Raw genomic sequence first — 18067 nt, 5'->3', positions numbered from 1 at the left:
CGCCAGCGGGTCTGGTGCGCCGAACCCGTCCGACGTCATGTCATGGGGTGAGGCTTGCGCGGGGTGGCGGGCACGGCTATCGCTGCCGTTGAAACAACCCAAACCAGAGGGCCGAACCATGAGCGATGTCGCAGACCGGGTGAAGAAGATCGTTGTCGAGCATCTGGGGGTGGAGGCCGACAAGGTCACGAACGAGGCGAGCTTTATCGACGACCTGGGCGCCGACAGCCTGGACACGGTGGAGCTGGTGATGGCGTTCGAGGATGAGTTCGGCGTGGAGATTCCGGACGATGCCGCGGAGAAGATCCTGACGGTGCAGAACGCCATCGATTTCATCGCGGCGAACGGGAAATAAGCCAGGCCCTTCGAGGGGCGTTGAGCGGCCTCCCGGGAAACCGGGGGGCCGTTCGCTTGTAAGGGCCTGTTGAGAAGCGGTGGTGCGCGCGCTACGGGTATGGCGGGGACAAGGGAGACGATGATGCGTCGTGTTGTGGTCACGGGATTGGGGCTGGTGACGCCGTTGGGCGCGGACGTGGCGACGGTGTGGCGGCGGCTGCTGGCATCCGAATCGGGCGCCGGGCCGATCACGCGCTTCGATGCCAGCAACCAAGTGGCGCGCATCGCCTGCGAGGTGAAGACCAGTGGCGAGGGCGCGTTCGATGCCAACCTGCGCGTCGATCACAAGGTGCAGCGCCAGGTCGATCCGTTCATCATCTATGGCATCGACGCCGCGGGGCAGGCGCTGGAGGATGCCGGCCTGACTGACATGAGCGAGGAAGAGCGGCTGATGGCCGGCACGATGATGGGGGCCGGCATCGGCGGGCTGCCCGGCATCGAGCATGAGAGCATCGTGTGCCACGAGAAGGGGCCGCGGCGGGTGAGCCCGCATTTCGTCCATGGCCGGCTGATCAACCTGATCGGCGGCCAGGTGCAGATCAAATATGGCCTGATGGGGCCGAACCATGCCGTGGTGACGGCCTGTTCGACGGGTGCGCATGCCATCGGCGACGCGGCGCGGATGATCGGGCTGGGCGACGCCGACGTGATGGTGGCGGGCGGCGCCGAAGGGGCGATCTGCCCGCTGGGGATCGCCGGCTTCGCCCAGGCGCGGGCGCTCTCGACCGCGTTCAACGACGAGCCGACGCGGGCGAGCCGGCCCTATGACAAGGACCGGGACGGCTTCGTGATGGGCGAGGGCGCCGGGATGGTGGTGCTGGAGGAGTATGAGCGGGCGCGCAAGCGCGGCGCGAAAATGTATGGCGAGGTGGTGGGCTATGGCCTGACGGGGGACGCCCATCATGTGACGGCGCCGCATCCCGAGGGGCGGGGCGCCTATCGCAGCATGGAGATGGCGCTGAAGCGTGCCGGGCTGGCGCCGGCGGACATCGACTATATCAACGCGCATGGCACCTCGACGCCGCTGGGCGACGAGCTGGAACTGGGCGCGGTGAAGCGGCTGTTCGGCAGCGCCATCGACAATGTCAGCATGAGCAGCACCAAGAGCGCCATCGGCCATCTGCTGGGCGGTGCCGGGGCGGTGGAGACGATCTTCTGCATCCTGGCACTGCGCGACCAGGTGGTGCCGCCGACGCTGAACCTGGACAATCCGTCGGACGGCTGCCTGGGGGTGGACCTGGTGCCGCATGTGGCCAAAGAGCGCCGGGTGCGGGCGGTGTTGAACAACAGCTTCGGCTTTGGCGGGACGAACGCGACACTGATCGTCAAGCCGGTCTGACATGATGCGGCGGCTGTCGCTGCTGGCCATCGCGGGCTTCGCGCTGATCGTGGCGCTGGGTGCCGGGTTGAGCTGGCTGTGGGTGCGGGACGCGCCGCCCGGCGCCGCGGCGGTGGTGGTGACGGTGCCGAAGGGCGCCTCGGTCGCGGGCGCGGCGCGGGCGCTGGAAGCGGCGGGCGTGGTGGCGAGCGCCGAGGGCTTCCGGGTGATGGCGCGGCTGTTCGGGGGGGATCGCGCCGTGCAGTTCGGCCGCTATGAGATCCCGCGCGGGCTGGGCTGGGGGCGCATCCTGGAGAAGATGCAGGCGGGCGATGTGATCCGCTCGCGCATCGTGATCCCCGAGGGCTGGCCGAGCATCATGGTGGCCGAGCGGCTGCGGGCGGCGGATGATCTGGTGGGGCCGGTCGAGGTGCCGGCGGAGGGCAGCGTGCTACCGGCGACCTGGGACTACAAGGCGGGCGAGACGCGCGCCGCCGTGCTGAAGCGGATGCAGGACGGGATGGTCCGGACGCTGGAGGCGCTGTGGCCGACGCGCAAAGGCCACAGCGTGGTGAAGAGCAAGGCGGAGGCGGTGACGCTGGCGGCGATCGTGGAGAAGGAGACCGCGATTGCAAGCGAGCGGCGACGGATCGCGGGCGTCTATTCCAACCGGCTGCGGGTGGGGATGAAGCTGGATGCCGATCCGACCGTCATTTATCCGATCACCCAGGGCAAGCCGCTGGGCCGGCGCATCCGGCTGAGCGAGCTGCGGCGGGATACCGGCTATAACACCTATGTCCGGCCGGGCCTGCCGAAGGGGCCGATCGCCAATCCGGGGCGCGACAGCATCGCCGCGGTGCTCGATCCGGAGCGGCATGACTATCTGTTCTTCGTGGCCGACGGGAAGGGCGGGCACATCTTTGCGCGGAGCTATGACGAGCATCGGGCCAATGTGGCGAAATGGTATGATGTTCGGCGTTCACGTGGGGAAATGTGAGGGCGTTCAGGTGCTTGGGTGAATGTGACAAGAATGAAATCTTGACGATTTTTGCGTTTTTGTTCTTTTTTCCTGCACTGGCGCGTCGGTTCGGGGGGAAATGTTGTGTGTAACCGATATGGTTATCATCTTGCGCTGATTCGGTCAAGCCTTTTCTGACCGGCGCTACAGGACGAGGCTCCAGCGTTCGCTGGTGACGCCGGGCGGCAGGAAATCGACGGGTTCGGCGCTTTCCAGCCGGAAGCCGGCGGCGGCGTAGAGGGCGCGGGCGGGGGCGAGGTCGCTGGCGGTTTCAAGGAACAGCGTGCGGGCGGCGTGGGCGCGGGCATGGTCGATGACGGCGGCGACCAGGCGGCGGCCGAGGCCCGCGCCGCGCGCCGCCGGTTCGAGCAGCAGGAATCGGAGCTGTGCGGTCTCATCATCGGTGAAGCGGATGGCGATGGTACCGAGGCGTTGGCTGCCGCGGCGGGCGACGATCAGCCGGTCGCGCGGGGGGCTGTAGTCCTGCGCCATCTGGGCGATGACGGCGAGCGCGTAGGTTTCGAAGACCGGCGGATAGCCGAACCCGTCGATGTAGGTTTCGCAGTGGCGGAGCGCCATGTGGCACCAGTCGCCGGGGAGGGGATCGGTGAGGGCGATGTCGGTCATGCGGCGTGGGGTGGCATGGCGGCGGAGGGGGTGCAAGGGCGGGCGTTGAAATCGGGAGGGGGTGTGATATGTGCCTGTATATCATTCGGAAATGCATGATGCGTGCACTGGTCGATCTGAGGGATGAGCAGGTGTCGATACTCGATGCGATGGCGCGGGAGGGCGGGACGTCGCGGGCGGCGCTGGTGCGCGAGGCGATCGATGAATGGCTGAATGCGCGGCGCAAGGAGCGGTTGATGGCGCAGTTCGGGGGTTGGGCGGATGCGGGACGGCCCTATGAGGATGGGCTGGCCTATCAAATGGCGATGCGTGCCGAGTGGGATCACCGGCCTTGACGATTGTCCGGAGGCAGGTTGCATGACGTCCCCACCCCCAACCCCTCCCCTCAAGGGGAGGGGAGTGGCTTTTCTTGACCCCTTTGCGCACCGGGCCTAACCGGGCGGGATGATGGGACGGACGCTTTACGACAAGATTTGGGACGACCATGTGGTGGCGACGCGGGCGGATGGCACCGCGTTGATCTTCATCGACCGGCACCTGATCCATGAGGTGACGACGCCGCAGGCGTTCGAGGGGCTGCGGGTCGCCGGACGGCGGGTGCGGCGGCCCGACCTGACGCTGGCGGTGCCCGACCATAATGTGCCGACCAACAACCGCTTTGCCGCCATCGCCGATCCCGAAAGCGCGGAGCAGGTGCGGTTGCTGGAGGCGAATTGCCGCGATTTCGGCATCGAGCATATCGCGATGAACGCCGCCGAGCAGGGCATCGTGCATGTGATCGGGCCGGAGCAGGGATTCACGCTGCCCGGTGTGACCATGGTCTGCGGCGACAGCCATACCGCGACGCACGGCGCCTTTGGCGCGCTGGCGTTCGGCATCGGCACGTCAGAGGTGGAGCATGTGTTCGCGACGCAGACGCTGCTGCTGCGCAAGTCGGCGAACATGCGGGTGACCGTTGATGGCGCGCTGGGTTTTTCGGTGAGCGCGAAGGATGTGGCGCTGGCGATCATCGGCGCGATCGGCACCGGCGGTGGCACCGGGCATGTCATCGAATATGCAGGCGATGTGGTGCGCTACCTGAGCATGGAAGGCCGCATGACGCTGTGCAACATGGCGATCGAGAGCGGGGCGCGGGCCGGGCTGGTGGCGCCCGATGAGAAGACGTTCGATTATGTGAAGGGTCGGCCGCGCGCGCCGACGGGGGCGGACTGGGATGCGGCGCTGCACTGGTGGCGGACGCTGCCGGGCGATGCGGATGCGCGGTTCGACCGGGAGGTGGTGCTGCGCGGTGACGAGATCGCGCCGCTGGTGACCTGGGGCACCAGCCCCGAGGATGTGGCGCCGATCACCGGCGTGGTGCCTTCGCTGGAGAGTTTCGAGGCGCACAAGCGGGCGGCGGTGGAGAAGTCGCTCGCCTATATGGGCCTGACGCCCGGCATGCGGCTGGAGGATGTGGCGGTTGAGAATATCTTCATCGGCAGCTGCACCAACAGCCGGATCGAGGATCTGCGCGCCGCGGCGGCGGTGGCGAAAGGCAGGCGGGTGGCCAGCAATGTGCGGCAGGCGCTGGTGGTGCCGGGCAGCGGCCTGGTGAAGCGGCAGGCGGAGGCCGAGGGGCTGGACACGATCTTCATCGAGGCCGGGTTCGACTGGCGCGAGCCGGGGTGCAGCATGTGTCTGGGGATGAACCCGGACAAGGTGCCGGCGGGCGAGCGCTGCGCCAGCACCAGCAACCGCAATTTCGTCGGGCGGCAGGGGCCGGGTGCGCGGACGCACCTGCTGTCGCCGGCAATGGCGGCGGCGGCGGCGGTGACGGGACGGCTGACGGATGTGCGGCAGCTGGTGACCGCGTGAGAGACCGTCTGATAAATCGTCCATGCCGGGCTGCAAATGGCGATTTGCTGCGCTCCGATGCTCACGACCCTGAAGGTCGCTGCGCTTCGGTGCTCGCAAATCACCATTTTCGCCGTCGGCCTGGACAATTTCTCAAACGGTCTCTGAGCGTGATGCGGGAACGCGACCTCGCTCCGGCGCAGCTGGTCAACAAAAAATGAGCAACGCCATTAGTCTGAAGGGTCTGGCCAAGACCTATGGCAATGGCAAGGTGGCGTTGCATGGCATCGATCTGGATGTGCCGCGCGGGTCCTTGTTCGGGTTGCTGGGGCCCAATGGTGCCGGGAAATCGACGCTGATCAACATCCTGGCGGGGATGGTGAACAAGAGCGCCGGGCAGGCGACCGTGTGGGGGTTCGATATCGACGCGCATCCGCGGAATGCCAAGGCCAGCATCGGCATCGTGCCGCAGGAGATTTTGTTCGACGCTTTCTTCACGCCGTTCGAGACGCTGGAGTTGCAGGCCGGGCTGTTCGGCGTGCCCAGGGCGAAACGCCGGACGATGGAGCTGTTGCGGGCGGTGCGGCTGGACGACAAGGCGCATGTCTATTCCCGCACGCTGTCCGGCGGGATGAAGCGGCGGCTGATGGTGGCGAAGGCGATGGTGCACAATCCGCCCGTGCTGATCCTGGACGAGCCGACCGCGGGGGTGGACATCGAGCTGCGGCAGCAGCTGTGGGCCTATGTGAAGACGCTGCATGCCGATGGTGTGACGGTCATCCTGACGACGCATTATCTGGAGGAGGCGGAGGCGCTGTGCGACCGCATTGCCATCGTCGACCAGGGGCGGATCGTCGCCAATGAGGCGACGCCGGTGCTGCTGGCGCGGGCGCAGGAGAAGGTGATCCGGGTGACGCTCGACCGGCCGGTAGGATCGCCGCCACTGGTGCAGGGCACGCGGCGCGGCGAGGTGGAGGCGGCGACGCCGAACATCGTCACCTATGGTTTTGACAAGCGGGAGACCAATGCCGGCGCGGTGCTGGCGGCGCTGGTGGCGGACGGGCATGGCATTGTCGATGTGACCACCAAGGAGGCCGACCTGGAGGATGTGTTCCTGGCGCTGACGGCACGGCACGGGGTTGCGCAGGACGGGGTGGCGGGTTGAGCGATTTCGACGTGATCGTGGTGGGAAGCGGCGCCGCCGGGTTGACGGCCGCGCTGAACCTGGCGCCGCATGCGCGGGTGGCGGTGCTGAGCAAGGGGGAGATCAGCGCCGGATCGACCGCCTGGGCGCAGGGCGGGATCGCCGCGGTGCTGGACGAGGGCGACACGTTCGAGGCGCATATCGAGGACACGATGGTGGCCGGCGCCGGGTTGAACGACCGGCGCACGGTGGAGTTTGTGGTGGAGCATGCGCCGGCGGCGATCGAGCGGCTGGCGGCGCTGGGCGTGCCGTTCAACCCGGGCGAGACGGTGAGCGAGCGCTGGCACCTGACGCGGGAGGGCGGGCACAGCGCGCGGCGGATCGTGCATGTCGACGACGCGACCGGCTGGGCGGTGCAGCAGGCGCTGGAGCGGGCGGCGCGGGCGCAGCCGAACATCACGCTGCTGAGCGGCAGGCTGGCGATCGACCTGGTGACCGACCGGCATGTGGCGGCGCACGGCTTCAGCGAGCGGCGGGCGCACGGGCTTTATGCGCTGGACGTGGCGAGCGGCCGGGTGGAGACGCTGCGGGCGCGGGCGACGGTGCTGGCGACCGGCGGGGCGAGCCGGGTCTATCTCTACTCGACGAACCCCGACGGCAGCACGGGGGATGGCATGGCGATGGCGTGGCGGGCGGGATGCCGGGTGTCGAACATGGAGTTCAACCAGTTCCATCCGACCTGCCTGTTCCATCCGGTGGTGAAGAATTTCCTGATCACCGAGGCGATGCGCGGCGAGGGCGGGCATCTGCGGCTGCCGCCGAAGGCCGCGGATGCCGAGCGGGGCGTGGCGGCGGGGCGGCGGTTCATGGACCGCTATGACCCGCGCGAGGAGCTGGCGCCGCGCGACGTGGTGGCGCGCGCCATCGATGCCGAGATGAAGCGGCTGGGGCTGAGCCATGTGCTGCTGGACATGACGCATCTGCCGGCGGCGTTCGTGGAGGGGCATTTTCCGACCATCGTGAAGCGGCTGCGCGAGCTGGGGATCGACCCGGTGACGCAGCCGATTCCGGTGGTGCCGGCGGCGCATTACAGTTGCGGCGGGGTGCTGGTGGACCGGCACGGGCGGACGGATTTGCCGGGGCTGTATGCCATCGGCGAGGTAAGCCAGTCGGGCCTGCACGGGGCGAACCGGATGGCGTCCAACTCCTTGCTGGAGTGCCTGGTCTATGGCGCGAGCGCGGCCGATGACATCATCGCGCGGCTGGGCGATACGCCGGCGCCGCCGGCGGTGCGCGACTGGGACGAGAGCCGGGTGACCGACAGCGACGAGGAAGTGGTGGTGAGCCACAATTGGGCGGAGCTGCGCCGTTTCATGTGGGATTATGTGGGGATCGTGCGCACCGACAAGCGGCTGGAGCGGGCGGCGCACCGGGTGGCGTTGCTGAAATCGGAGATCGCCGCCTATTATGGTGCCTTCCGGGTGACGCCCGACCTTATCGAGCTGCGCAACCTGGTGGAGGTGAGTGACCTGATCGTGCGCTCGGCGGCGGCGCGGAAGGAATCGCGCGGGCTGCATTTCACCAGCGATTATCCGGGGCAGGTGGAGCCGGCGCGGGACACGGTATTATATCCGAATATCTGACCGCCTGCCGATAATCGGACATGATAAGTGTAAACATAGTTAATACGAATTAAATTATGCTCGACATTTGTTGAGTGTGGCGCCAAGGGGCGCACACCGGCGGTGGGGCTGGCCAGGGTCGCAGGCTGCTGTGGAAAGCGCTGGGCGATTGGTGCGAAATGTTCAAACTTCCTTGGTATCCGTGTGGCTGGACAGATTCGGCGCACGTTTCGTCGCGTTGGCTTTGACGCGGCATGTGAAACAAGGGCACGGCAGATTGCAACAATAGCGTGGTCTTTCACGCAATAATAAAAGGTCGATAATTCCATGATTTCGTTTCTGATCCGGCGCGTGGCGCCGGTGATTCCGGCTGTGCTGCTATCGGTTTCGGTGCAGGCGCAATCGATTCCCGTTTTCAACGCCAGCAGCAGTGCCGAGCTTGTCGCGCTGTTGAAGACCATCACCCAGCCGGCGGATATCGCGCTGGCGCCGGGCAATTATGGTGTGCTGAACCTGCAATCGATCAACCCGCCGGCGGATGTGCGCATCCGCTCCGCCAGCAGCTCGCGCGCGGTGTTCACCGACATGTTCGTGCGCAACAGCAGCCGGTTGCGCTTTCATGCCATCGATGTGTCGCATGCGCTGCAGCCGGGGGAAGGCCAGACCGCAGCCGCGGTGTTCGTGCGCGACAGCAGCGACATCCGGTTCACGTCGTGCAATTTCTATGGCACGCGCAACGATGATCCCAATGACGACGGGATGCATGTGCGCGTGATGAACAGTGCCCGCATCCTGTTGATGGGCAACAGTTTCAGCGAGGCACGGATCGCTTTCTTTTCGGACGGCGCGCAGGATATGCTGCTGGTTTCAAACAGTTTCTCGGTGGTTCGGGAGGCCGTGAACCTGCAGGCCGCACGCGACGTGGTGTTCGACCGCAACCTGTTCCGGGAAATCCGGCCGAACCTGGCGCTGGGGGATCACAGCGATTCGATCCAGGTCTATGCCGGGGCGGTGCCGGTGGCGAGCACGGGGCTGACCTTCACCAACAACGCCATGATCCTGAACAACTGGCAGGCCCAGGGGATTTTCATCCGCAACGAGACCGGCAACCCGGCCTATAACCACGGCAGCATCAACATCAGCAACAACCTGTATTTCGGGGCGATGCGCAACGGCATCAGCGTTGCTGATTCAAAGAGCATCACGGTGTCGAAGAACACGCTGGTAAGCAGCCCGGATTTCACCCACGAGCCGGCCATCCTGCTGCGCAACTCGACAAGCATCTCGCTGAGCCGCAACATCATGCCCTTGCTGTACCTGGAGAATGCGACGCCGACGCAGAGCGCGAACATCGACCTCGCCGACAGCATCTATCCGACGGGGGCGGAAACGGCGGCGCAGTTCACGGGGAATGTCGCGATGCTGAACCCAGCGATCAACAGTTTCCGGGTGAGGGCCGGCAGCGAGGCGGCGCTGGCGCTGGCGGGGTTTACGCCCACGAGCGAGATCGGCAGCGTGGCGGCGAGCGTGATCGAGACGCGCTATGGCGCGGCGCTGTCGCGGCTGGCGACGATGGCGCGGAACGGCGGGGAGTATGACGAGTAAGGTGATGGCTTGACGGGGATGTGACTTTGTTACATGGCAAGGTCATGTCCCCGGCCGAGCCAGAACCGCCCCTGTTGCGCTCGCCCGATGGCTGGGCGGCGCTGTTGAGCAGCCTTTGCCTGGTGCATTGCCTGGCGCTGCCGCTGGGGGCGCTGCTGCTGCCGACGCTCGCCGGGATCAACGGCGGGCACAATCATGCGACGCATTGGCTGTTGATCGCGCTGGCCGCGCCGGTGAGCGCCTGGGCGCTGTGGCGCGGGCGGGCGCGGCATGCGCGGCAGGTGCCGCTGGCGCTGGCGGTGACGGGGTTCGCGCTGATGGCGCTGGGGGCGAGCATCCACGGGCTGGCGGAGCAGTTCGCCACCGTGACCGGCGGACTGCTGGTGGCCGCCGGGCACTGGATCAACTGGAACGCGATTCGCAGACGGTTTTGAGCGCCGCTGGCGCTACGCCGCCAGCTTCGCCCGCGCGTCGGCGAGGATGGCGTCGCTGATCTTCTCGGCGATCATGATGGTGGCGGCGTTGGTGTTGCCGCTGACCAGGCGCGGCATGATCGAGGCATCGACGACGCGCAGGCCGGCGATGCCATGGACCCGCCCGGCGGGATCGACGACGGCGTCGGCATCGGTGCCCATGCGGCAGGTGCCGACCGGGTGATAGATGGTGGAGCCCGATTCGCGCGCGAATTGCAGGAAGCCGGCATCGTCCTGGCAATCGGGGCCGGGGTAGAGTTCGTGCGCGACATAGGGTTCGAGCGCCTTGGTGTTTGCCAGCTTGCGCGCCCATTTCAGCCCTTCGACGATGGTGACCCGGTCGAGTTCGGCGGAGAGGTAATTGGGCTTGATGCGCGGCTGCACGAAGGGGTCGGCGCTGCCGATGTGGATGGTGCCGCGGCTTTCCGGGCGGAGTTGGCACGGCGCGATGGTGAGGCCGGGGACCTTCTCCAGCTCCCACAGCTGCGTCGTCACGAACTTCTCGATGTCCACCGTGGCGGGCAGGATGTGATATTGCACGTCCGGCCCGGCGAGGCCGGGACGCGTGCGGATATAGGCCTGGACGTGGGCGGCCGACAGGGTGAGCAAGCCCTTGCGCTGCGTCGCATATTTGGCGGCTTCCACCATCAGGCGCCAGCCGCGGCTCATCTCGTTGACGCTGATGACGCCGGGTTTCAGGCGATATTGCACGCTGACGACATAATGATCCTGAAGGTTGGTGCCGACCGAGGGCAAGGCGTGGCGCACCGCCACGCCGGCGGCCTTCAGGATGTCGGGGTCGCCGATGCCGGAGAGTTCCAGCAGCTGTGGCGAGTTGACGGCGCCGCCGGAGAGGATGACCTCGCGGCGCGCCTTCGCCTCGATGGTGCGGCCGTCCTGGCGGTAGCGGATGCCGGTGGCGCGCTTGCCGTCGAACAGCACGGCGGCGACATGCGCTTCGGTTTCGACGCGGAGGTTCTGCCGCTTCATCGCGGGGCGGAGATAGGCCATGGCGGTGGACCAGCGGCGGCCATCCTTGATGGTGAGCTGGAAATAGCTGATGCCGTCTTGGCTCTCGCCGTTGACGTCATTGTTGAAGGGCAGGCCGAGTTCCTTGCCGCCTTCGATCACGGCGTCGGAGACGGGGTGATGGTCGCGCGGGTCGGTGACGTGCAGCGGGCCGTCGTTGCCGTGCAGCTCGTCCTTGACGCGCTCGTTATTCTCGGCGCGCCTGAAATAGGGGAGCACGTCGGCGGCGCCCCAGCCGGTGGCGCCGAGCTGCGACCAGCCGTCGAAGTCGGCCATCTGGCCGCGGACGTAGATCAGGCCGTTGATGCTGGAGGAGCCGCCGAGCACCTTGCCGCGCGGCCAGACATGGGGGCGGTTGCCGGTCTCCGGGTCCTCGTCGGTCTGGTAGAGCCAGTTGACGCTGGGGTCCTTCAGCGTCTGGGCATAGCCGACGGGGATGTGGATGAGGGGGTTCCAGTCCTTGCCGCCGGCCTCCAGCAGCAGCACGGTGGCCTTGCCGTCGGCGGTGAGCCGGTTCGCCAGCACGCAGCCGGCGCTGCCGGCACCGACGATGATGTAATCATATTCTCCGGGTGCCATCGTGTCCCTCTCCCTCGGACGCGACTGTGGCGCTTATGGTTGATCGTCTCAACCTGTTGCTTGCGGTGGGGCGAGGGCGGTAGGATGGGGGATGACCCGTTTTGCCGATATCGCGCCGATCCCGCTGACCCAGGTGGAGGAGGACCTGGCCGCGGCCGCCGCGGCGTTCGGGGACAGTTTCCGGCGGACGGGGTTCGCCGTGGTGAGCGGCCATGGCGTGCCCGACGCGGTGGTGGCGGACGCGCTGGCGGCGATGCGGGCATTTTTCGCACTGCCCGAGGATGTGAAGCGCGGCGCGCTGGTGCCCGGCCAGGGGGGCGCGCGCGGGTTCACGCCGTTCGGGGTGGAGACGGCGAAGGACGCGACGCACCATGACCTGAAGGAGTTCTGGCATGTCGGGCGGGAGCTGCCGCCGGGGCACCCGTTCGAGGCCTTCATGCCGCCGAACATCTGGCCGGCGATGGTGCCCGAATTCCGTGGCGCGGCGCTGGCGCTGTTCGACGCGCTGGACGCGGCGGGGCGGCGCATCCTGCGCGCGGTCGCGGTGCATCTGGGGCTGGCGCCGGACGCCTTCGACGATCCGTGCCGCGACGGCAACAGCGTGTTGCGGCTGCTGCACTATCCGCCGGTCAGCGAGGACGCCGGGCCGATCCGCGCCGGGGCGCATGAGGACATCAATGTCATCACGCTGCTGTTGGGGGCGGACGAGGCGGGGTTGCAGCTGCTGTCCAACGGCGAGTGGCTGGACGTGGAGGCACCGCCGGGGACGCTGGTGTGCAACATCGGCGACATGCTGCAACGCTTCACCGGCGGGCTGCTGCCCTCCACCACGCACCGGGTGGTGAACCCGGCGCCGGCGCGGCGCCACCTGCCGCGCTATTCGACGCCGTTTTTCCTGCATTACCGGCCGGATTATCTGATCCAGCCGATGCACGGGGATGCGGCACCGATCACGGCGAATGACTATCTGATGCAACGGTTACGGGAAATCAAACTGCTGTAACAATGCGGCAAGGTTGGCTGGGCAGACAGGGGCATTCCATCGGGGAGAGCCAGCATGTTCCGCCTGTTTCTTGGTTGTGTGACCGCCATCGCGCTGACCGCGCCGGCCACTGCGCAGGTGCTGGGCGGGCCGGCGACGGTGGACGAATATTGGGGCATCGGCCGCGAGCAGCTGAAGGAGCGGCTGAAGGATGTGAAGCCGGCCCGCGCGCGCAATGTCATCCTGCTGGTGGGCGACGGGATGGGGATTTCGACCATCACCGCGGCGCGGATTTTCGAGAAGCAGCAGAAGACGAAGGCCGCGGGGTTCGCCGAGTTCGGCGAGGAGAACAGCCTGAGTTTCGAGCGCTTTCCGCATCTGGCGATGGTGAAGACCTACAACACCAACGCCCAGGTGCCGGACAGCGCGGGGACGGCGAGCGCGTTCAACACCGGCATCAAGACGAAGATCGGCATGATCGGGATGCGGCAGGACCAGACGCCGGAGACTTGCGCGACGCCGGCCGAATTTCCGCGCAACATGGCGGAGATCGCCAAGGGCCAGGGCATGGCGGTGGGGGTGGTGACGACGACGCGGATCACCCATGCGACGCCGGCTGCCGTCTATGCCCATGTGCCGAGCCGCAACTGGGAGGCGCGCGACCGCAGCTGGCCGGAGATGCAGCGGTCCAACGCCTGCACCGACATCGCCAGCCAGCTGGTGGCGTTCGCGCCGGGCGGCGGACTGGATGTGGTGCTGGGGGGCGGACGGGCGCGGTTCGTGCCGATCGACGCCGGCGGCACGCGCGACGATGGCCGCGATTTGCGCGACGAGTGGAAGAAGCGCTTTCCCGCCGGCAGCTATGTCGAGGAGGCGGGGACGTTCCGGGCACTGAGCGCGAGCGGGAAAGGCCCGGTGCTGGGCTTGTTCAACGATGACCATATCAGTTACCGGGCGGATCGCGATCCGGCGGTGGAGCCGTCACTCCCCGAGATGGCGAGCTTTGCCGTGCGGCGGTTGCAGGCGACGGGCAAGCCCTTCTACCTGATGGTGGAGGCGGGACGGATCGACCATGCGCATCATGCCACCAACCCCTATCGCGCGCTGGACGAGACGGTGGAGCTGTCGGACACGGTGGCGGCGCTGCAGAAGCTGGTGGGGCCGGACACGCTGATCCTGGTGACAGCGGATCACAGCCATGTGTTCACCATCGCCGGCTATCCGGAGCGGGGAAATGACATCCTGGGCTATATCAAGCCGGTGGGGGGCGGGGAATCGCGCACCGGGTTGACGCCGGAGGGGTTTGCGCTGGATGACCGGGGCGTGCCGATGACCACGCTGGGCTATCAGAACGGGCCGTTCGAAGGCAGGATCGGGCAGACGGTGCTGAGCCGGCAGCTGCCCCCGACGGACAAGAATTATCTGGCGAACAAGCTGCACGGCCTGGACAGCGAGACGCATGGCGGGGAGGATGTGGCGCTGTTCGCAGTGGGGCCGGGGAGCGCGCTGGTGAGCGGGGTGATCGAGCAGAACACGATCTTTCACATCATGGCGCAGGCTTTGGGATGGAAATAGCGGTCAGACCGTGAAGCTTTCGCCGCAGCCGCAGCTGCCCTTGGCGTTGGGGTTGTTGAAGGTGAAGCCGGCGGTAAAGTCGTCCTCCTGCCAGTCCATCACGCTGCCGATCAGGTAGAGCAGCGACGCGCCATCGACGAACAGCGTGCCGCCGGGGGTGGGGATGGCTTCGTCGGTGGGTTTCGGCGTGGCGACATAGTCGATCGAATAGGCGAGGCCGGAGCAGCCGCGTTTCGGCGTGGAGAGGCGGACGCCGGCGGTGCCTTCGGGGGCGCGGGCCATCAGGCTGGCGATGCGGGCGTGCGCGCCGTCGGTCAGCGTGATGGGGGCCGGGCGGGCACGGGCGGGGCGGGGCAGGGTTTCGGTGGTCATAGCATTCCCAGTTCGAGGCGGGCTTCGTCGGCCATCTTGCCCGGGTCCCAAGGCGGATCCCAGACCAGGTTGACTTCGCAGGTGGCGACGCCGGGGACGGACATCACGCGCAGCTCGACCTCGCCGGGCATGGATTCGGCGACCGGGCAGTGGGGGGTCGTGAGCGTCATGTTGACGACGACATGGCCGTCGTCGATCTCGACGCCATAGATCAGGCCGAGGTCGTAGATGTTGACCGGGATTTCCGGGTCGAAGATGTCGCGCAGCGCGGCGATGATATTGTCGTAAAGCTCGCCGCCGCTTTCCGGCGCGGGTTCGGGCTTCTTTGCGAGGAAGCCTTCGAGATAGTCGCGCTCGCGGGGCTGCACCGAGCCGTTGTTGCGCGCCTCTGGCGCAACAAAACCGCGCGGCAGGGCGGGGGCTTCGTCGATGATCTCGACGTCGAAGCGGCGGGGTTCGTTCATCCGAAAATCTTCCTTACCCTTTTCATGCCCGTGACCAGTTTGTCGACGTCATCGGCATTGCTGTAGGCGCCGAAGCTGGCGCGGGCGGTGGCGGGGACGCCGAGCCAGGCCATCAGTGGCTGCGCGCAATGGTGGCCGGCGCGGATGGCGACGCCGCCTTCGTCCAATATGGTGCCGATGTCGTGTGGATGCACCCCATCGAGGCTGAAGCTGAGGATGCCGGCGCTGTCGGCGGGGCCGTGCAGGATCAGGCGGTTGTCGCCGGCGAGCGCGGCGCGGGCTTCGGCCAGCAGGCGGGTTTCGTGGGCGTGGATGCGCTCGACCCCGATGGCTTCCACCCAGTCGACCGCGGCGGCCAGCGCGACGGCGCCGACGATGTGCGGCGTGCCGGCCTCGAACCGCAGCGGTGGGGCGGCGTAGGTGACGCAGTCGAAGGCGACGCTTTCGATCATGGCACCGCCGCCCTGCCAGGGGGGCATGGCAGCGAGGAGGTCGGCGCGGGCCCAGAGGATGCCGATGCCGGTGGGACCGTAGAGCTTGTGGCCGGATAAGACATAGAAATCGGCACCGAGCGCGGCCATGTCGAGCGCGAGGCGTGGGGCGGCCTGGCAGCCATCGACGAGGAGTTTCGCGCCGGCGGCGTGGGCGGCGGCGGCGATGGTGGGTACGTCGGCGATGCCGCCGAGCACGTTCGAGACATGGGCGATGGCGACGATTTTGGTGCGCGGGGTGAGGAGGGCGATGAGGGCGGGGGTGTCGATCGCGCCATCGGGGGTGAGCGGGGCGACATCGATGTGCGCGCCGGTGCGGTCGGCGAGGAGGCGCCAGGGGACGATGTTGCTGTGGTGTTCGAGCTGGGTCAGCAGGATGCGGTCGCCGGCGGCGATGTTGGCGTTGCCCCAGCTTTGCGCGATGAGGTTGATGCCCTCGGTGGCGCCGCGGGTGAAGATGATCTCGTCCGCGCGGGCGCCGATGAAGCGGCCGACGGTCTCGCGCGCGGCCTCGTAGCGCTCGGTCATGTTGGCGCTGCGGGCATAGACGCCGCGGTGGACGGTGGCGTAATCGGGGCCATAGGCGCGGGCGATGGCGTCGATCACGGCCTGCGGTTTCTGCGCGGTGGCGGCGGTGTCGAGATAGGCCCAGTCACCGATGCCGGGGAACTGGTCTCGCACGTCCAGGGCGGCGGGGATGCGTGCGGCGAGGGGGAAGGACAGGTTCATGGCGCCCAGCCTTCGGCGAGGGCCTGGAGCGCGGTGCGGACGCCCTCTGGCCCGATGCCGGCGAGGCCGTCGGCGATGAAGGCGCTGGTGAGGAGCGCCTGCGCCTGCATGCGGGGGAGGCCGCGCGATTGCAGGTAGAAGAGGGCAGCGCGGTCGAGCTCGCCGATGGCGCAGCCGTGGGCGCATTTCACGTCATCCGCGAAGATTTCCAGTTCCGGCTTGACGTTGACGGCGGCGGTGCGCGCCAGCACCAGCCCGCGCAACGACTGTTCGGCATCGGTTTTCTGCGCCTGGGGCGCGACGGTGACGCCGCCGCTGACCGACACCTGCGCCTGGCCGCCGGCGACCAGGCGCCATTTCTGCGCCGAGGAGGTGCCGGGGACGGCGTGGGTGAGCCGGGTAAGCGCGTCGAACGCCTGCGCGCGGGTGCCGAGCATGACGCCATCGATATCGGCGTGCGCGCCTTCGCCGGCCAGCATGACATGCGCCTCGATGCGGGCGGAGGAGCCGCCGGCGACGAGGACGGTCTGGCGGAAGCGGGCATGGGCGGCGAGCGTGACAGCGACGCGCTCGCTGTTGAGTGCAGAGGTGCCGGAGATGAGGAGGATGCGTTCCAGACTGCCGCCCTCGGCAACCTCGGCATCGAGGCGGAGGTTGGACCAGGCGTCATGGTCCTGATCGATCACCTGTTCGACCAGCGTGGCGCGGGCGCCGGCGGCGACGCGGATGCGGTGGGCGACATGCGCGGCGCCGCCGGTGGCGAGGTGGGTGACCTGCACGATGCCGGCGTCACCCTGGGCGTCCCAGATGAGGCCGCCCTGGGCTTCGGCGGCGGCGATGTCGGCGAGCGGGTGGGCGGGCAGCGCGCGGTCGGGATCGCGGCCGAAACGGGCATTGTCCGCATGGTGCAGCCGGCCGCCGACGATGAGCAGCTGCGGCGTGTCGCCGGCGAGCCAGTTGAGCGCCGGCAGATCGTCGTTCGCGGGCGGCGCTTCGCCACCCAGCGTTCCCGCCAGCCGCAGGTCGGCCCAGCGCCAGCCTTCGGTCTTGCGGGAGGGGAGCGCGATCATGCGGCGTGCCGTTCATAGCCCTGCGCTTCGAGGCGGAGCGCGAGGTCGGGGCCGCCGGATTCGACGATGCGGCCGCCCATCAGGACATGGACGAAATCGGGCCGGACATAATCGAGCAGGCGCTGGTAGTGGGTGATGAGGAGCACGGCGCGCGCGGGCGAGCGGAAGCGGTTGATGCCGTCGGCGACGACGCGCAGCGCGTCGATGTCGAGGCCGCTGTCGGTTTCATCGAGCACGGCGAGTTTGGTGCCGAGCATGGCGAGCTGGACGGCCTCGTTGCGCTTCTTCTCGCCGCCGGAGAAACCGACGTTCACGGGGCGTTTCAGCATGTCCATGGAGAGGCCGAGCGCCTCGGCTTCGGTCTTGATGAGCTTCATGAACTCGGCGCCAGAGGCTTCGGCTTCGCCGCGAAGCTTGCGCTGGGCGTTGAGGGCGGTGCGCAGGAAGAGCAGGTTGGAGACGCCGGGGATTTCGACGGGATATTGGAAGCCGAGGAACAGGCCGCGCGCGGCGCGTTCGTGCGGGTCGAGGGCGAGCAGGTCCTCGCCTTCGAAGCTGACGCTGCCTTCGGTGACCTCATAGCCGGGGCGGCCGGCCAGCGTGTAGGCGAGCGTCGACTTGCCGGCGCCGTTGGGGCCCATGATGGCATGGACCTCGCCGGCGTTGACGGTGAGCGACAGGCCGGTGAGGATCGGCTTGTCGGCGACCGTGGTGTGGAGGTTGTGGATGGTGAGCATGCT

At 67.7% G+C, this 18067-nt stretch carries 18 protein-coding genes; 11 read left to right on the top strand and 7 right to left on the bottom strand.

From position 1 onward, the window contains the following. The first annotated feature begins 118 nt into the window (after window positions 1-118). The 3 genes from H3309_RS13545 (at window position 119) to mltG (ending at window position 2711) form a co-directional block, all read left to right on the top strand. The gene (locus H3309_RS13545) at window positions 119-355 is read left to right on the top strand and encodes an acyl carrier protein (protein WP_182295205.1); all 237 of its coding nucleotides are present in this window, start codon (window positions 119-121) and stop codon (window positions 353-355) included. Window positions 356-478: 123 nt separating this feature from the next. Further along, entirely contained in the window at window positions 479-1735 is a 1257-nt protein-coding gene (gene fabF / locus H3309_RS13540; RefSeq protein ID WP_182298770.1) for a beta-ketoacyl-ACP synthase II, read from the top strand. A 1-nt stretch (window position 1736) separates the two neighbouring features. Next, window positions 1737-2711, top strand: coding sequence for an endolytic transglycosylase MltG (gene mltG, locus H3309_RS13535; protein WP_182295204.1), 975 nt, complete (start codon window positions 1737-1739; stop codon window positions 2709-2711). Window positions 2712-2876: 165 nt separating this feature from the next. On the opposite strand, the gene H3309_RS13530 is transcribed toward mltG, so the two are convergent. Further along, complete coding sequence (locus tag H3309_RS13530; protein WP_182295203.1) at window positions 2877-3359, bottom strand: GNAT family N-acetyltransferase; 483 nt, start codon at window positions 3357-3359, stop codon at window positions 2877-2879. Window positions 3360-3454: 95 nt separating this feature from the next. Between H3309_RS13530 and H3309_RS13525 the strand changes: the two genes are divergently transcribed. From H3309_RS13525 to H3309_RS13500, 6 genes are all read left to right on the top strand, one after another. Beyond that, window positions 3455-3694, top strand: a complete 240-nt coding sequence (locus H3309_RS13525) for a ribbon-helix-helix domain-containing protein (RefSeq protein ID WP_207791510.1) — start codon at window positions 3455-3457, stop codon at window positions 3692-3694. Between the two features lie 109 nt (window positions 3695-3803). Beyond that, window positions 3804-5213: a 3-isopropylmalate dehydratase large subunit gene (gene leuC, locus H3309_RS13520; protein WP_182295202.1), complete on the top strand. Its 1410-nt coding sequence runs from the start codon at window positions 3804-3806 to the stop codon at window positions 5211-5213. A gap of 196 nt (window positions 5214-5409) precedes the next feature. Continuing rightward, the gene (locus H3309_RS13515) at window positions 5410-6357 is read left to right on the top strand and encodes an ABC transporter ATP-binding protein (protein ID WP_182295201.1); all 948 of its coding nucleotides are present in this window, start codon (window positions 5410-5412) and stop codon (window positions 6355-6357) included. Further along, window positions 6354-7979: an L-aspartate oxidase gene (nadB, locus tag H3309_RS13510; protein WP_182295200.1), complete on the top strand. Its 1626-nt coding sequence runs from the start codon at window positions 6354-6356 to the stop codon at window positions 7977-7979. The genes H3309_RS13515 and nadB overlap by 4 nt, the downstream gene beginning before the upstream one ends. A gap of 306 nt (window positions 7980-8285) precedes the next feature. After that, complete coding sequence (locus H3309_RS13505; protein ID WP_182295199.1) at window positions 8286-9563, top strand: right-handed parallel beta-helix repeat-containing protein; 1278 nt, start codon at window positions 8286-8288, stop codon at window positions 9561-9563. Between the two features lie 44 nt (window positions 9564-9607). Next, window positions 9608-9997 carry a MerC domain-containing protein gene (locus H3309_RS13500; protein ID WP_182295198.1) on the top strand — a complete coding sequence of 130 codons (390 nt, stop codon included), beginning with the start codon at window positions 9608-9610 and terminating at the stop codon, window positions 9995-9997. A gap of 12 nt (window positions 9998-10009) precedes the next feature. Here the strand turns inward: H3309_RS13500 and H3309_RS13495 are convergent, their stop codons facing one another. Further along, window positions 10010-11644 carry a GMC family oxidoreductase gene (locus H3309_RS13495; RefSeq protein WP_182295197.1) on the bottom strand — a complete coding sequence of 545 codons (1635 nt, stop codon included), beginning with the start codon at window positions 11642-11644 and terminating at the stop codon, window positions 10010-10012. Window positions 11645-11735: 91 nt separating this feature from the next. Between H3309_RS13495 and H3309_RS13490 the strand changes: the two genes are divergently transcribed. Continuing rightward, window positions 11736-12647: an isopenicillin N synthase family dioxygenase gene (locus H3309_RS13490; protein ID WP_182295196.1), complete on the top strand. Its 912-nt coding sequence runs from the start codon at window positions 11736-11738 to the stop codon at window positions 12645-12647. A 54-nt stretch (window positions 12648-12701) separates the two neighbouring features. After that, window positions 12702-14201 carry an alkaline phosphatase gene (locus tag H3309_RS13485; RefSeq protein ID WP_182295195.1) on the top strand — a complete coding sequence of 500 codons (1500 nt, stop codon included), beginning with the start codon at window positions 12702-12704 and terminating at the stop codon, window positions 14199-14201. A 3-nt stretch (window positions 14202-14204) separates the two neighbouring features. Here H3309_RS13485 and H3309_RS13480 read toward each other — a convergent pair whose 3' ends face one another. The 5 genes from H3309_RS13480 to sufC are packed head-to-tail and all read right to left on the bottom strand — an operon-like array spanning window position 14205 to window position 18064. After that, window positions 14205-14573, bottom strand: a complete 369-nt coding sequence (locus H3309_RS13480) for a HesB/IscA family protein (RefSeq protein WP_182295194.1) — start codon at window positions 14571-14573, stop codon at window positions 14205-14207. Next, a complete protein-coding gene (locus H3309_RS13475) occupies window positions 14570-15037 on the bottom strand; it encodes an SUF system Fe-S cluster assembly protein (protein ID WP_182295193.1) in 468 nt (155 codons plus the stop codon). Before H3309_RS13475 ends, H3309_RS13480 begins: the two co-directional genes overlap by 4 nt. Further along, a complete protein-coding gene (locus H3309_RS13470) occupies window positions 15034-16257 on the bottom strand; it encodes a SufS family cysteine desulfurase (RefSeq protein WP_182295192.1) in 1224 nt (407 codons plus the stop codon). The genes H3309_RS13475 and H3309_RS13470 overlap by 4 nt, the downstream gene beginning before the upstream one ends. After that, window positions 16254-17327, bottom strand: coding sequence for a SufD family Fe-S cluster assembly protein (locus H3309_RS13465; RefSeq protein ID WP_182295191.1), 1074 nt, complete (start codon window positions 17325-17327; stop codon window positions 16254-16256). Before H3309_RS13465 ends, H3309_RS13470 begins: the two co-directional genes overlap by 4 nt. Further along, window positions 17324-18064, bottom strand: a complete 741-nt coding sequence (gene sufC, locus H3309_RS13460) for a Fe-S cluster assembly ATPase SufC (protein ID WP_182295190.1) — start codon at window positions 18062-18064, stop codon at window positions 17324-17326. Before sufC ends, H3309_RS13465 begins: the two co-directional genes overlap by 4 nt. Window positions 18065-18067 lie beyond the last annotated feature (3 nt).

This window comes from Sandaracinobacteroides saxicola, from assembly GCF_014117445.1.
Taxonomy (GTDB): Bacteria; Pseudomonadota; Alphaproteobacteria; order Sphingomonadales; family Sphingomonadaceae; genus Sandaracinobacteroides_A; species Sandaracinobacteroides_A saxicola.
Note: the sequence above shows the minus strand (reverse complement) of the source record. Positions and strands in the feature narration are given on the sequence as shown.